Origin of the sequence: Herminiimonas sp. NPDC097707 (genome assembly GCF_044761395.1) — a bacterium.
Classification (GTDB): Bacteria; Pseudomonadota; Gammaproteobacteria; order Burkholderiales; family Burkholderiaceae_D; genus Oxalicibacterium.
The window spans coordinates 1,881,874-1,896,890 of the sequence record NZ_JBIWCI010000001.1; the positions used below are offsets into that span (position 1 = coordinate 1,881,874).

At 54.4% G+C, this 15,017-nt stretch carries 16 protein-coding genes; 9 read left to right on the forward strand and 7 right to left on the reverse strand.

What is annotated here, in order from left to right; genetic code table 11:
* Positions 1-50: 50 nt before the first annotated feature.
* The 4 genes from ACIQW9_RS09075 to mpl form a co-directional block, all read right to left on the reverse strand.
* A complete protein-coding gene (locus ACIQW9_RS09075) occupies positions 51-2,126 on the reverse strand; it encodes a ribonuclease catalytic domain-containing protein (protein ID WP_402335668.1) in 2,076 nt (691 codons plus the stop codon).
* Positions 2,127-2,225: 99 nt separating this feature from the next.
* Entirely contained in the window at positions 2,226-2,807 is a 582-nt protein-coding gene (locus ACIQW9_RS09080) for a chorismate--pyruvate lyase family protein (protein ID WP_402335671.1), read from the reverse strand.
* Positions 2,804-3,388, reverse strand: coding sequence for a YqiA/YcfP family alpha/beta fold hydrolase (locus tag ACIQW9_RS09085; protein ID WP_402335673.1), 585 nt, complete (start codon positions 3,386-3,388; stop codon positions 2,804-2,806). The genes ACIQW9_RS09080 and ACIQW9_RS09085 overlap by 4 nt, the downstream gene beginning before the upstream one ends.
* A complete protein-coding gene (mpl, locus tag ACIQW9_RS09090) occupies positions 3,385-4,764 on the reverse strand; it encodes a UDP-N-acetylmuramate:L-alanyl-gamma-D-glutamyl-meso-diaminopimelate ligase (protein ID WP_402335676.1) in 1,380 nt (459 codons plus the stop codon). Before mpl ends, ACIQW9_RS09085 begins: the two co-directional genes overlap by 4 nt.
* 74 nt (positions 4,765-4,838) lie before the next feature.
* Here mpl and ACIQW9_RS09095 point away from each other — a divergent pair, with 74 nt between their 5' ends.
* From ACIQW9_RS09095 to ACIQW9_RS09130, 8 genes are all read left to right on the forward strand, one after another.
* Entirely contained in the window at positions 4,839-5,459 is a 621-nt protein-coding gene (locus ACIQW9_RS09095; protein WP_402335679.1) for a hypothetical protein, read from the forward strand.
* A complete protein-coding gene (locus ACIQW9_RS09100; RefSeq protein WP_402335682.1) occupies positions 5,456-5,977 on the forward strand; it encodes a TlpA disulfide reductase family protein in 522 nt (173 codons plus the stop codon). Before ACIQW9_RS09095 ends, ACIQW9_RS09100 begins: the two co-directional genes overlap by 4 nt.
* An 83-nt stretch (positions 5,978-6,060) precedes the next feature.
* Positions 6,061-6,498 carry a type II 3-dehydroquinate dehydratase gene (aroQ, locus tag ACIQW9_RS09105; protein ID WP_402335684.1) on the forward strand — a complete coding sequence of 146 codons (438 nt, stop codon included), beginning with the start codon at positions 6,061-6,063 and terminating at the stop codon, positions 6,496-6,498.
* Between the two features lie 79 nt (positions 6,499-6,577).
* On the forward strand, positions 6,578-7,039 hold the full coding sequence (gene accB / locus ACIQW9_RS09110) for an acetyl-CoA carboxylase biotin carboxyl carrier protein (protein ID WP_402335687.1): 462 nt from the start codon (positions 6,578-6,580) through the stop codon (positions 7,037-7,039).
* An 88-nt stretch (positions 7,040-7,127) separates the two neighbouring features.
* Positions 7,128-8,498: an acetyl-CoA carboxylase biotin carboxylase subunit gene (gene accC / locus ACIQW9_RS09115; RefSeq protein WP_402335690.1), complete on the forward strand. Its 1,371-nt coding sequence runs from the start codon at positions 7,128-7,130 to the stop codon at positions 8,496-8,498.
* Between the two features lie 167 nt (positions 8,499-8,665).
* Entirely contained in the window at positions 8,666-9,595 is a 930-nt protein-coding gene (gene prmA, locus ACIQW9_RS09120; protein WP_402335693.1) for a 50S ribosomal protein L11 methyltransferase, read from the forward strand.
* 9 nt (positions 9,596-9,604) lie between these two features.
* Positions 9,605-10,831: a DUF3426 domain-containing protein gene (locus ACIQW9_RS09125; RefSeq protein WP_402335697.1), complete on the forward strand. Its 1,227-nt coding sequence runs from the start codon at positions 9,605-9,607 to the stop codon at positions 10,829-10,831.
* A 137-nt stretch (positions 10,832-10,968) separates the two neighbouring features.
* Positions 10,969-11,901 carry a carbohydrate kinase family protein gene (locus ACIQW9_RS09130; protein WP_402335700.1) on the forward strand — a complete coding sequence of 311 codons (933 nt, stop codon included), beginning with the start codon at positions 10,969-10,971 and terminating at the stop codon, positions 11,899-11,901.
* 52 nt (positions 11,902-11,953) lie between these two features.
* Here ACIQW9_RS09130 and ACIQW9_RS09135 read toward each other — a convergent pair whose 3' ends face one another.
* Together ACIQW9_RS09135 and ACIQW9_RS09140 are read right to left on the reverse strand one after the other, a co-directional pair.
* Entirely contained in the window at positions 11,954-12,496 is a 543-nt protein-coding gene (locus ACIQW9_RS09135; RefSeq protein WP_402335703.1) for a YggT family protein, read from the reverse strand.
* Positions 12,497-12,588: 92 nt separating this feature from the next.
* Positions 12,589-13,269, reverse strand: a complete 681-nt coding sequence (locus ACIQW9_RS09140) for a histone H1-like DNA-binding protein (RefSeq protein WP_402335705.1) — start codon at positions 13,267-13,269, stop codon at positions 12,589-12,591.
* Between the two features lie 16 nt (positions 13,270-13,285).
* On the opposite strand from ACIQW9_RS09140, the gene ACIQW9_RS09145 reads away from it, so the two are divergent.
* On the forward strand, positions 13,286-13,465 hold the full coding sequence (locus ACIQW9_RS09145) for a hypothetical protein (RefSeq protein ID WP_402335707.1): 180 nt from the start codon (positions 13,286-13,288) through the stop codon (positions 13,463-13,465).
* 247 nt (positions 13,466-13,712) lie between these two features.
* Here the strand turns inward: ACIQW9_RS09145 and ACIQW9_RS09150 are convergent, their stop codons facing one another.
* A complete protein-coding gene (locus ACIQW9_RS09150; RefSeq protein WP_402335710.1) occupies positions 13,713-14,900 on the reverse strand; it encodes a ribonucleotide-diphosphate reductase subunit beta in 1,188 nt (395 codons plus the stop codon).
* Positions 14,901-15,017: the final 117 nt, after the last annotated feature.

Here is a 15,017-nt window from a genome sequence, read left to right on the forward strand (position 1 = left end):
GGATGAATTCTACGGCAAACGCCAGCCGAATTTAAGCAAGTTGCCATCGCTTATTCCGGCGCTGCAGTGGATGCTGGTTTTTCCAGCGATTCTTCCAGCGGCTTTTGCAGTGCCTCAGCTGCGGCCTGCTCATCCGGCACCGGTTCGGCATCGCCTTCCAGCAGATCTTCGCTCATGTCCTCATCAAGCTCGACTTGCGGCATCTCGCTCGCATCTTGCGTAATGTCGAGCAGACGCGCTTCTATCGTCAAATCGACTTCATCCCAACGCAACAGATCGAGCCGGACTTGCGAACCGCGTGCGACCTGCGGCATACCGGGTAATTTGATGACCAGCGGAATATCGGTCAGGCGCAGTATTTCTTCCTTCAATACGGTCGCTTCGACCTTGATGGTTTCATCTGCACCTTTCTCCTGACTCAGCCAGCGCAGGCACCAATAGCGTTCCATGTCGGCCTGGAACGCAGCATAGGCACTGTACGCGGCATCGAATGCGGAAACGATTGCGAACAGATCCGCATCGCGTTGCTTGAACGGCGCCACCAGTTGTGCGGTCACTCCATTATCGACGCACGCGAGAATCTGCCATTGATTGACCAGATCGGTATAGCGGCGCAAAGGCGAAGTGCTCCATGCATACTGATCGACACCCAGGCCCTGATGCGGCGCGGCGTGCGTCTGCATGCGCACCTGCATCTTCGCCGCCCAGCCGTTGCCCGAACCGCCGCCTTGTGCGCGATAAATGCCGGGCACGCCATGTTCGTGCAGCAGTTTGCCCCAACTGCTGTTGGTCAGGATCGCCAGCTCCGCCACGATCTTGTCTAGCGGTGCGCCACGTTTGCGCCGCTGAATCGAGACCACATCGTTTTCAACGTAGAAGTTGAAATCGACGCGATTATTCTGCTCCGGCCGCAAACCGAAACTTTCGCGTTTGGCCATGCGGCCCTGCTCCAGCACCTGCGCCCATTTCCACAGCAGGGAAATATCGTCCTTGTAGGGATAATCGCCGACATCTGCAGCAAGATTTTCTTCCGTCACATAGGCGTCGAGATCGTTATGGCGCAAATTGGCGGCAATCGGCACGCGTTCGGCACGCGTTTCGCTGACAATCATCGACCAGTCAGCCGGGTCCAGCGTCACATACAGCGACAGCGCGGGACAAACCTTGCCTTCAGCCAGCGTGAAGGCATCGACCAGTTCGTCCGGCAGCATCGTGATCTTGTCGCCCGGCATATAGACGGTCGACAAACGCTGACGCGCAATCGCATCCAGCGCATCGTCGCGCTTGATGCCCAAACCCGGAGCCGCGATATGAATGCCGATGCACACATTGCCATCCGGCAGCCGTGTGACCGACATCGCATCGTCGATTTCCGTGGTTGTCACATCATCGATGGAAAATGCCTGTACATCGGCCAGCGGCAAATCGGGCAGCACGGGAATCGTGATGTCGGGAAATGCCAGGCCTTTAGGGAAAGACTCAAACAGGAACTTGGAGAAATGCAGTTCCTTAGCCGAGGCTATGCCTCCGACGGCCAGCATCAGACGCTGCGGCGCAATCTGCAATTCGCTGCACGCGGCATCCAGCGCCTTGTACTCGATGGAATTCTTGTCCGGCTTGAACAGCAGTTGCCGCACCAGCGGACGCATTGCTTCCGGCAGGCGATGGGCCTTCAACTCTGCAACGTATTGCGCCTGAATCAAGGCCTGTTGACGTTTCTTTTCCACGCCAGCCAGCGCCGCTTTCAACGATGCTTCCGGCGCGGCCTTGTAGCGGCCCTTGCCTTTCTTGTAGAAATAAATCGGCGCCGCATGCAAACGCAGGATCAAACCCGCAGCCTCATGCGGCTTGGGTGCATGGCCAAAATATTCTGTGCCCAATTCGGCGAAACCGAACTCTTCCTGCCCCGCCACTTCCCACAGAAAATCGAGATCGATTTCTTCTGCTATGGCATGTGCATCCGCCATGAATTCGGTTGGAGATGGCGTCGCAAATTGCAGCAGCACATCCTTGGCGCGTACTTTGGTCCGCTTGCCAGAAGGCATTTCAACCTGAAATGCCTCGCCTTGCTGCGACATCGATACGCCGGCCTTGAAGTCACCGGATTCGTCAAAAAATAGATTCATTCAATACTTTTCTTGTTTAATAGTTCGTCGAACAGGTGCACTTGATTATCGATTCTGCACGTACCGCAGGAATCAATAACTCATTTATTCAGTGCACCCTTATGCGTTTGGGTTTGGCCAGAGGCGGACTATCTCCGGCAGAAAAACTTCAGTGACCAGCAACAGGCCATTGCCTCGCTTATATAAACAGCGACGCGCCAGCAAGGGCCCGTGCAGGCGGATATCCAGTGCTGCCGCTGCACGCATCGCCAGCGGATGCTGCGCATGCAGACGTGCATATTCCAGTTCGCCGCGCCACACCCGCGGATCGCCAAACAAGGTCGTTCCCAGTGAGCGTTCGCCGAGGCGTCCGAAAAACGGCCAGTCGGATGCGGTAGCGGAAAGCGGCACGATCGTATGCGCATAGACCATCGCTTTTTCATCGCAACGCAACAGCACCTCGCGCTCCTGTATCTTGACGCGGCGCGGCAACGCAACTGCCGCCACTTCATCCGGCAGTGCCAGCGCCCGCCGTTGTGCCAGACGTTGTACGCGAAAACATTCGCAACGGGCGATCAGCTTCTTCGTCAGCGACATCGTATCGGTCAGCCAGTGCCGCATAATCTGCGACGGACTGACGCCATTCACATGCGAAAACCATTGCGCTTGCGACACCGCACGGCTTCTCGCTTGATGCCTCACTGCGCCGCTCCTGCAGCTACGCCGCAAAAAGCCAGCACCTCATCCGCGTACTGTGCAAAATCGGATAAACCGTGATCACTACCCTCAATCACGCGTTGCCGTGCGTGCGGGAATTGCGCCACCATTTCACGCCAGTCGAGCAGCTCATCGCCCGTTGCGGCAATCAAGAAATAGCGCTCCGGATGCGTCGTTTGCTGCACCTCCAGCGCCTTCAATTCTTCAATATACTCAGCCTTGAACTCAAATGGTTCGTTCGAGTGGTATTGCGTTTTGACACCGACCTGCGTTGCCAGATCGCGTGCCGCATGCACGGCAGGATTGAGCAAAACGGCACGACATCCCAATCTCTCTGCAAGCCAGGTAGCGTAATAGCCACCCAGCGAGGAACCGATCAAGGTCAGCTCAGCTGGTGCGATGTTACTGGCTATTTCCAGCGCAAGTTCCACCGCGGCACGCGGCGAGGCCGGCAATTGCGGGCAAATATATTCATCGCCGCGCCCAAGCGCCTGCATGCGTGCCGCCAGCAAACTGGTTTTGCTCGATAACGGCGATGAACGAAAACCGTGCAGATACAAAATCATTGCGCCAGCACATCCAGAATTTTTTGATGCACGCCGCCAAAGCCGCCATTACTCATGACCAGAATCTGATCGCCCGGTTGCGCGTTTTTTGCAATCGCCGCTACCAGTGCATTCAAATCGTTGAAAGCGCTGCCTTTGTCGCCCAGCGGCGCCAGCGCTTCCGCCAGATCCCAGCCAAGCGCATCCTTGCCGTTACCGCTGGCGCCATAACCGAACACCAGATCGGCATCGAGCAGGCTGCCAGGCAATGCTTGTTTCATCGTGCCGAGTTTCATCGTATTCGAGCGCGGCTCCAGCACCGCCAGAATGCGTGCGGCGCCAACTTTTTTACGCAAACCCGCCACCGTGGTCGCAATCGCAGTCGGATGATGGGCGAAATCATCGTATACCGCGATATCGTTGACCACGCCGCGCAATTCCATGCGGCGCTTGACGTTTTCAAACTGCCCCAGCGAGGCAATCGCCTGCGCCGGCAACACACCAACGTGGCGCGCGGCGGCAATCGCCGCCAGCGCATTCATGCGGTTATGTTCGCCGTTCAGCGCCCACTGCACGGTGCCTTGCAGTTCGCCATTGAAGAAAACATCGAAAGTGTCGTCGTCGTGCGTCGTCATGGCCCAACCGTCTCGTCCCTTGCTGCCGAACCATTCGGTTTCGCTCCAACAACCGCGCTCGATCACACGCTGCAGGGATTCTTCACGTGCGTTGGCAATCACGCGGCCAAGGCCGGGCACGGTGCGCACCAGATGATGGAACTGTGTTTCGATGGCTGCCAGATCCGGGAAGATATCGGCGTGGTCGTATTCCAGATTATTCAGAATCGCGGTTTTCGCACGGTAATGAACAAATTTGCTGCGCTTGTCGAAAAAGGCTGTGTCGTACTCATCGGCTTCGATCACAAAAAAGGATGATTCCTTGCCGGTGCCGGACAGGCGCGCTGAAATGCCGAAATTCATCGGTACGCCGCCGATCAGGAAGCCGGGATCGTAACCGGCGTCTTCCAGTATCCAGGCCAGCATGGAGGAAGTCGTCGTTTTGCCATGCGTACCAGCGACAGCAAGCACCCACTTGCCTTGCAATATATGTTCACCTATCCATTGCGGGCCGGAAGTATAAGGCAGACCGCGATTGAGGATTTCCTCCATCAATGGATTGCCGCGCGAGACGACGTTGCCGATGACGTACAAGTCCGGCTCCAGGCCCAGCTGCTCAGTGCCAAAACCTTCGATGAGTTTGATGCCCTGCGCTTCGAGCTGCGTGCTCATGGGCGGGTAGACGTTGGCATCACAACCGGTAACCGTATGGCCGGCAGCCTTTGCCAGCACCGCCAAACCACCCATGAAGGTGCCGCAAACGCCAAGTATATGAATATGCATTGTACAATTTCGGATTGGAATAACGAGATTTTACCTGACGACGGGCTTGTGTCGGCGGGAGTATCATTCGCGCCATGTCTACCCGCTCCCTATCCGATACCGAATTGCTGCGCGCCGAAATCGCCGCAGCAGCAGCCCGCATGATTGCCGAAGACGGCGTTGACTACGGCACCGCCAAGCGCAAGGCCGCCAAACAAATACTTGGCAACAACAAGGTTCGCGGCGATGTCTTGCCCGACAATGCACTGCTTGAAGATGAGGTGCGTCTATATAACGAACTGTTTTTCGGCGACACGCAACCGGCCCGCCTACTCCATTTACGCACTCTGGCTGTGCGCCTGATGGCCGAACTGGCGCCGTTCCAGCCGCATCTGACGGGCGCAGTCTTGAACGGCACTGCCGGCGCGCATTCGGATATTCATCTGCAATTGTTCGCTGACAGCCCGAAAGAGGTTGAAATTTACCTGATGAACAAGCGCATCGATTTTGAAGTATCGGAATCTCCCCACTTCAAGGGCCACAACGAAACGGTAGAAACGCTGAGTTTCATGTGGCAGCAGGAAGGCGTGCACCTGGCACTGTATGAAACCGACGATTTGCGCGGCGCCGTCAAAAAATCACCCTCCGGCCGGCAGGAACGCGCCGATATCGAGTCCGTACGGGCTCTTGTTACAGAAGGAAATGAGCAGAAATGAAACGCAATGTATTTGTATTTGGTGTCTTTGCCCTGGTATTTGCCGGTATAGGCATTTACTTTGGGAACCGACATCACACACCGGCTGCGCCTGAATCGCCAGCAGTGGCGACCTTCTTTGCCCAACAACTGGAAGATGCCGATGGCAAGATGCATGCGCTGTCCCAATGGCAGGGCAAAACACTGATAGTGAATTTTTGGGCGACATGGTGCGCGCCGTGTGTGGAAGAAATGCCGGAACTGACCGCCCTGCAAACCGAGCTGGCGCCACAAGGCATACAGATACTGGGCCTCGGCATCGATAACCCGAGCAATATTCGTGAATTTGCCGCCAAATATAAAATTTCCTACCCGCTTTATATTGCCGGAATGACCGGCACCGAGTTATCCAGACAGTTCGGCAATCAGGCGGGCGGCCTGCCTTTCACCGTCATTATCGGCCCCAACGGCGATGTCAAAAAAACATATCTTGGGCGTCTGAAGATGGAGCAGCTACGGGCAGACATCCATTCTCTTTAGAGTAAAGACGAGATTTTTCCTTGCCAATCAACGCCATTTAGCGGCAAAATGCGGCCATCATCGTCAAACGGAGTTGCATCTCCATGGCAAAAAACATCCTTTTATTGAATGGCCCGAACCTGAATCTGCTGGGTTCGCGCGAGCCTGAGGTCTATGGCTCGGCTACGCTGGCCGACGTCGAACGCGCTGCTACCGAACAGGCTAGCCAGGCCGGCGCCAAGCTGACTGCATTTCAGAGCAACCATGAAGGTGTTCTGATAGACCGCATTCAAGCCGCCGGCAAGGAAGGCATCGATGCGATCATCATCAATCCGGGCGGACTGACGCATAGCAGCGTATCATTACGGGATGCCTTGGCATCGGTTGCATTGCCATTTGTTGAAGTGCACGTCTCCAATATTCATCAGCGCGAGGCCTTCCGCCATCACTCCTATCTGTCCGGCATCGCTGTCGGCGTGATCTGCGGATTAGGTACAGACGGCTATACAGCCGCCATCTCATTTGCGCTTAAAAAGCTCTAATTTCCACCATTTGTCGGCAAATGCCTTATAATTGCCGACATCTTTAATCATAAAAACTAAATTCTCCAAGGAATTGCACATGGATTTACGCAAGCTCAAGACCCTTATCGATCTGGTCGCCGAATCGGACATAGCAGAACTGGAAGTCACCGAAGGTGAAAGCAAAGTTCGCATCGTCAAATCGTCGCCGGTACCGCAAAATCAGGTCGTCATGATGCAGCCGCAAGGTGGCCAGCAGTACGCCCCGGCAGCAGCACCCGTTGCCGCACCTGTCGCAGCGGCAGCTCCTGTCGTCGCCGAGATCAAAGGCCATGTCGTCAAGTCGCCTATGGTCGGCACTTTTTACCGCTCCTCCGCACCAGGCTCGCCGACATTCGTCGAAGTCGGTTCGACAGTAAAAGAAGGCGACACCCTTTGCATTATTGAAGCAATGAAGCTGTTGAATGAAATCGATGCGGACGCCACCGGCGTTATCAAGGAAATCCTGGTCGAAAATGGTCAGCCAGTCGAGTTCGGTCAGCCGTTATTCATCATCGGCTAATAGCTGAAGGCGGGAGTTCGGCGACATGCCGCTCCCCTTCGAGCCGCTGATTTGATTCCATCCTATAACGACGAGTCCCGTTTCCACTATGTTTGAAAAAATTCTCATTGCCAATCGCGGCGAAATCGCACTTCGTATCCAGCGTGCCTGCCGAGAAATGGGCATTAAAACCGTGGTCGTTCACTCCGAAGCGGACCGCGACGCCAAATACGTCAAGCTGGCCGACGAGTCCGTATGTATCGGCCCTGCGCCTTCCACGCTGAGCTATCTGAACATGCCGGCCATCATCAGCGCGGCGGAAGTAACCGATGCCGAAGCCATTCATCCCGGTTACGGCTTCCTCTCTGAAAACGCCGATTTTGCAGAGCGCGTAGAACAATCCGGTTTTGTCTTCATCGGTCCGCGTTCTGAATCCATCCGCATGATGGGCGACAAGGTGACAGCCAAGCAGACGATGATCAAGGCTGGCGTACCGTGCGTACCCGGCTCGGATGGCGCCCTGCCGGACGACCCGAAGGAAATCATTCAAACTGCACGCAAGGTCGGCTACCCGGTCATCATCAAGGCAGCTGGCGGCGGCGGCGGACGCGGCATGCGCGTGGTGCATACCGAAGCGGCGTTGCTGAATGCCGTGACGATGACCAAAACCGAAGCAGGTTCAGCCTTCGGCAATCCGGAAGTCTATATGGAGAAGTATCTGGAAAATCCGCGTCACGTGGAAATCCAGATCCTGGCCGATGAGCACAAAAATGCCATCTGGCTGGGCGAGCGCGATTGCTCGATGCAGCGCCGCCACCAGAAAGTACTGGAAGAAGCGCCTGCGCCCGGCATCCCGCGCAAAACCATAGAACGCATAGGCGATCGTTGTGCCGAAGCCTGTCGCAAGATGGGTTATCGCGGCGCCGGCACCTTCGAGTTCCTGTATGAAAACGGCGAATTCTATTTCATCGAAATGAATACCCGCGTGCAGGTCGAGCATCCGGTAACAGAAATGATTACCGGCATCGACATTGTGCAAGAACAGATCCGCATCGCCGCCGGTGAAAAACTGCGTTATCGCCAGCGCGACATCGTTCTGAACGGTCATGCAATCGAATGCCGCATCAATGCCGAAGACCCGTTCAAGTTCACGCCATCGCCAGGTAAGATCGTTTCCTGGCATGCGCCTGGCGGTCCTGGCATACGCGTCGATTCGCATGCATATGCCGGTTACTACGTTCCGCCGCATTACGATTCGATGGTCGGCAAGGTGATTTCATACGGCGCCACGCGCGAACAAGCCATCAAGCGCATGCAGATCGCATTGTCGGAAATGGTCGTCGAAGGTATTTTGACCAACATTCCGTTGCATCGCGAACTGATGGTGGATGCCCGCTTCATCGAAGGCGGCACCAACATCCATTATCTCGAGCAAAAGCTGGCAAACAAGCCTGATCTGCCAAAAGAACCAAAAGCCTAGGATGACGTCAGACAGGCCAGCCCTGTCCTGATTTTCCTGAAGGCGCGCAGCACCATCGCCGCAACAATAGAAAACCTCTGCTGTTGCGGCGAAATCATTATTCACCCGCCATTTCCGGCACGTTAAGCCCATATAATGGGCTGCACAGTAAATTAATTGGGGTATGCATGAGCTGGACCGAAATTGTGATCGAAGTCGCACGTACGCATGCGGAGGCACTATCCGATGCCCTGTTCGACGCCGGTGCCTTATCGGTCTCGGTAGAAGATGCTGACTTCGGCACCGATGCCGAGCAACCACTCTTCGGCGAGCCTGGCATGGAGCCAACCGAAGCCGCATGGGAACGCAGTCGTGTCGTCGCGCTTACTCCAGTTGAAGCAGATCAAGCCGCAATCGTTGCAGAAGCAGCAGAAAGCATAGGCCTCGCTGCTGCAGATCTCGCTTTCACTTTACGCAATGTCGGCGATCAAGATTGGGTGCGTTTGACGCAATCACAATTCGAACCGATACATATCGGCAAGAATATCTGGGTCGTGCCGAGCTGGCACGATGCACCCGATCCAGCAGCACTCGTACTGGAATTGGATCCCGGCCTGGCCTTCGGCACCGGCAGCCATCCCACCACGCGCTTGTGCATGGAGTGGCTGGAAACCCACGCACCGATCGGCTTGAGCGTACTCGATTACGGTTGCGGATCCGGCATTCTTGCCATGGTTGCGAAAAAACTCGACGCTGATACTGTTATCGGTATCGATATCGATCCGCAAGCCATTCAGTCTGCAGTATTCAATACCGAACGCAATCATTGCGATGTTGCCTATTACCTGCCGGATGAATTCGCAACATCCGGACATGCGCATACCTTTGACGTAGTGGTCGCCAACATCCTTGCCAATCCCTTGAAGCTGATGGCACCCATGCTGGCAGGTCGCGTCAATCCGGGCGGCCAGCTGGTCTTGTCCGGCGTACTGGCCACGCAGGTTGATGAAGTTGCCGCTGCCTATGCGCCGTTCATCGCCTTGACCGTGTGGGCAGAGCAGGAAGGCTGGGTCGCACTGGCCGGCCGCTCACCCGTCACCGTCCCAGACGGGCAGTAAGCAAACGCCATGGCACTCGCGACGCAATGTCCCCACTGCCAGACGACGTTTCGCGTCGTGCACGATCAATTGAAATTGCGCGCAGGACTGGTACGTTGCGGTCACTGCAAGGAAATTTTCAACGGCATCGAGCATCTTCTGCCTCCTACCGATGCAGAACCGGCAGTTGTTGAACCGGCAGCAGCCTTTGCTGCAGCGCCAGCCGCATTCATCGCGCCGGCTGCCGTGGCAATGGAAACTCCCCTGCCCGCAGCATCTGACGACATGGCTGAAGCAGAGACTGATGTTGTTGAGGCGAACACCACGCCGGATGCGCATCTCGCATCCGACAAAATTGATTTTGATATCCCGACGGCATTCGAAACTGAATCCGAATCCGAACCTGAGTCCGGCATCGCGATCGAATCCGACATTGAAGCAACTGTACCTGCAGCAATACACAGAGCGGACGACCCACTGCAACGCATGACGCTGCTGGATTTCACGCGCGACTTCCCGTCGCATGGTGCCAACGTCGAGCAGGATGCCAGCGACACCCAGGAATTCAGTCGCGCCGAAAAGAGCGCACAGTCGTTCGATCCGAATGCTCCAGACGAGCTGGACGAGGCGATCGAGGACTTGCAACGCAAGCCCTGGCGCAACAGCAAAAAATCCGTCAAGGGAAAAACCCGCAGCACTCCGCCCCCGGATGAAGCGGACATCGAAGACGAAGAAGAGCCAGCCTTCCTCAAGCACGCGCGCCGCAAGCAAAAAATGGGGGGCAAGTTACGTGCGCTACTCGGCATAGGCTGCCTCATTTTGTTTCTTGCCGCACTGGCACAAGGCACGTATTTATTCCGCAACCAGATTGCCGGCCAGTTCCCGCAAACCAAACCCTTGCTGACGCAGCTATGCGATGTATTTTCCTGCCGCATCGACCTGCCGGCGCAGATTGCCGCCGTGTCTATTGAATCCAGCGAGTTGCAAACCCTGGCCGAAAGCAAGGATACCTTTGTGCTCACTACGCTGCTACGCAACTACAGCGATAGCCTGCAAACCTGGCCGCACATCGAACTGACGCTGAACGATGCCAACGAAAAACCTTTGTTGCGTCGCGTATTCGCGCCAGCTGACTATCTGAGCGCAGCCGAAGTGCGCGCCGGATTTGCAGCCAGTAGCGAACATACCGTCAAGCTGTCTTTTGAACTGACGCAAATCAAGGCTTCCGGTTATCGCGTCTATCTGTTTTATCCTTGAACATGGCGTCACATCAAATGCAGCAGTCTGATTGAATTGATTTCCCTGAATCACCCTGCCGCGCCATTCAAGGCATGCACGGTGTATGATTGCGACCAATTTCCCGCTTCCATTATTTATATTTACCTCTCTTACCCATGAAATCATTAATCTGCGGTTCGCTGGCCTTCGATACGATCATGTCTTTCCAAAGCCGCTTTTCTGAAGCGCTGCTGGCCGACCAACTGCATAAAATCAATGTCTGCTTTTTCGTCCCCGAGATGCGCCGCGAATTCGGCGGCTGCGCCGGCAATATCGCCTACAACCTGAAACTGCTGGGCGGCGATCCGCTCATCATGGCAACCATAGGTCAGGATGGCGCAGATTATCGCGATCGTCTGCAAAAACTGCAGATTTCGCAACAATGCATCAAGACGATAGAAACATCGTATACCGCACAGGCATTCATCACCACCGATACGGACAGCAATCAGATCACCGCCTTTCATCCGGGCGCAATGACATTTGCGCATGAAAACACCGTTGCAGACGCCGGCCCTGTCGCCGTTGCCATCATCGCACCGGACGGTCGCGACGGCATGTTGCAGCATGCGCAGCAATGCGCTGATTTGAACGTCCCGTTCATCTTCGATCCGGGCCAGGGTTTGCCGATGTTTAACGGCGACGAACTGAAGCAGTTCATCGAACTGGCGACCTATGTAGCGGTGAATGATTACGAGGCAGAATTATTGACCGAGCGCACCGGCCTGTCGCTGGCGCAAATCGCAGAACGCGTGTCCGCACTGGTCGTCACACGCGGAGAACAAGGCGCAGAAATTTTTACCAATAACGAGCGTCTGGCAATTCCGTGCGTCAAGGTGGATAAGGTTGTCGATCCAACCGGCTGCGGCGATGCCTTCCGTGCCGGCATGCTGTTCGGTTTGACCAATAATCTTGATTGGCCGACCACCGGCCGCCTGGCCAGTTTGATGGGCTCCATCAAGATTACCCATCAGGGCCCGCAAAACCACGTGCTCTCACGTGCCGAAATCGATGAGCGCTTCCATCAGGCCTTCGGTTATCGACTGTAAGAGCCGCTGTGAAACTGCTGATGGCACATCCAGCCGTCAGCAGTGACAAAAATTACAGCAACGATCCTACCGCAGTGGTCACCAGTTGAATCGCAATCTGCAGCAATATCAGCGCGACCAACGGCGATAAATCGATGGTTCCCAGCAAAGGTACGATGCGACGCAAAGGCCGCATCAGCGGATCGTTCAGGGCACGGACAAACGGTGCCAGCGGCGCACGTGGATTGACCCAGCTGAAAATAACTTCAATCAAGATCAAACCGATCAAACCATACAGCGCCCACTGACAAACACGCAGTAGCGCCAGCAGCAATACTGCCTGCGGCGAAAAGACGCCGCGCAACCAGACTGTAAACGCAGTGGCAATCAACGCCACCAGAAATGCCCCTATCAGGCTGGCCCAATCGTAACCGCCGGCACCGGGCAGTACACGCCGCAACGGCCGCACCAGCCAGTCAGTCAGCTGATAGGTGAACTGCGCAATCTCCATCGGCGGGCGAACACGTACCGCCTGCATCCAGAATCTAAGTAGCAAGGCACCTGCCAGCACGATGGCAACGGTATCGATAATCAGTGTAAATATACTGTCCAGCACGAAAACTCCTTAAAAAAAATCCGCTGTGCGACATAAAGCCACACAGCGGATTGTGCCTGAATTTAATCAGGCGCATCCAGGCGAACCTGAATTTACGGACGGGTGCCGGTTGGAAACGGCCATGCCGCTGCCGGATTCAACACCGTTTTTACCGCAGGTGCAGCTACTGCTGCCGGTTTGGCGGCTGGCTTTTTAGGCGCGGCCGCTTTTTTCGGTGCTGCTTTTTTCGGCGCTGCTTTTTTAGCGACAGGTTTGGCTGCTACCTTTTTAGGTGCGGCTTTTTTAGCTACCGGCTTCGCTGCTACCTTTTTAGGCGCGGCTTTTTTCGCTACCGGCTTTTTAGCTGCTGCTTTTTTCGCTGCCGGTTTTTTCTTGGCAACTACTTTTTTCGCTACAGCTTTTTTAGCTACTGGCTTTTTAGCTGCTGCTTTTTTCGCTGCCGGTTTTTTCTTGGCAACTACTTTTTTCGCTACAGCTTTTTTAGCCACTGGCTTTTTAGCTACGGCTTTTTTCGCTGCCGGCTTTTTCTTGGCAACTACTTTTTTCGCTACAGCTTTTTTAGCCACTGGCTTTTTAGCTACGGCTTTTTTCGCTACCGGTTTTTTCTTGGCAACTACTTTTTTCGCTACAGCTTTTTTAGCCACTGGCTTTTTAGCTACGGCTTTTTTCGCTACTGGTTTTTTAGCTGCAGCTTTTTTTGCTACAGGTTTTTTTGCTACTGCTTTCTTGGCAGCGGGTTTCTTGGCTGCTGTTTTTTTTGCTGCTGTTGCCATTTTGTTTCTCCTTCACGTGATGGAAAAAATCAAGCTTCTATTGGAAACCCGCCAGTTCCATCGCGATGAAACTGGCGGATTATTCATCGGCACAAGCGTACTCTTGCTTGCGCTAATGAATTTGGCACCAGCTGAACTGCTGCATCCCCTCACTTATGCAGCACTTCAGCCTTACATGACTATGCGTATTGCGTAGCGACGCTACTGCATTAGCCAAAAAAAACGCCAGCAATCATGCCGGCATTGGAATTCTGTTTCCGAAAAACAAACCTTTTTTAAAGGAAAAAGCCGCCACACCTGACTGAATCAGGTGGTGCGGCTTGAGCAGATGAGATCGTATAGGTCTTCTACTGTTCATTAAATTTGGTTATTGCCTTTCCTGTTTTTGCAGTCTTGTGATTCATATTTATGCGACTGCATATTCAAGGTGCTGCTCAACTTTCCTACTCCCAGTTGAGCGCTCCACCGGTCTGGTATTCGATGACACGTGTCTCAAAAAAGTTGCGCTCTTTTTTCAGATCAATCATTTCGCTCATCCAAGGGAAAGGGTTTTCCTCTTGTTCGAACATCGGCTCCAAACCGATTTGTTGCGCGCGACGATTTGCGATAAATCTCAAATAACCTTTGAACATGGGAGCATTCAGTCCAAGCACTCCACGCGGCATTGTATCCTCTGCGTAACGATATTCCAACTCTACTGCGCGTAAAAACAACGCTTTAATTTCATCGCGAAATTGCGGCGTCCACAAATGCGGATTTTCGAGCTTGATCGTGTTGATCAAATCGATCCCGAAATTGCAGTGCATCGATTCGTCGCGCAAAATATATTGATACTGCTCTGCCGCACCCATCATCTTGTTTTGACGGCCGAGCGCAAGGATCTGCGCGAAGCCGACGTAGAAGAACAAGCCTTCCATCAGACACGCGAACACGATCAGCGAACGCAATAATGTTTGATCGTTTTCTGTGGTGCCGGTGGTGAAATGCGGATCGGTCAACACGTCGATAAACGGAATCAGAAATTGATCCTTGTCGCGTATCGATTCGATTTCGTTGTACGCATTGAAGATTTCGCCTTCATCCAGACCCAGCGATTCAACAATATATTGATATGCGTGTGTGTGGATCGCTTCTTCAAATGCCTGGCGCAACAAATACTGGCGGCACTCAGGCGCTGTAATGTGACGGTAAGTTCCGAGCACAATGTTATTCGCGGCCAGAGAATCGGCAGTGACGAAAAAACCGAGGTTGCGCTTCACCAGACGACGTTCGTCGTCGGTCAAACCATTAGGATTTTTCCACAGTTCGATGTCGCGCTGCATGTTGATTTCCTGCGGCATCCAGTGATTTGCACAGCCGGCCAGATACTTGTCCCACGCCCATTTGTATTTAAACGGAACCAGCTGATTGACGTCCGTCTTTCCATTGATGATGCGCTTGTCGGCAGCGTCCATGCGACGGGTTGGATCGATGGCAGCAGTCGGCTGGCTAGCCACCACTGTAGGGTCCAGCGCGACATCCTGAGCTTGTACGCGTTGCGCGGCAGCATCGCGTACCTGTTGCAAGGCCGGTTGCAAGGCCGGCTGCGCTTGCGGCGCTGCAGGTTTGGCTTCTTCATCCCAACTTAGCATGATTTATTTCCTTATTCGTATTGTGCTGATGCCGGCTGAACTGTTCATGCTGACAAAACCCCATATGGCTTTGTCAGCATTATCGAACTCAAGTTCAGTACAACATCAAGAGTGTCA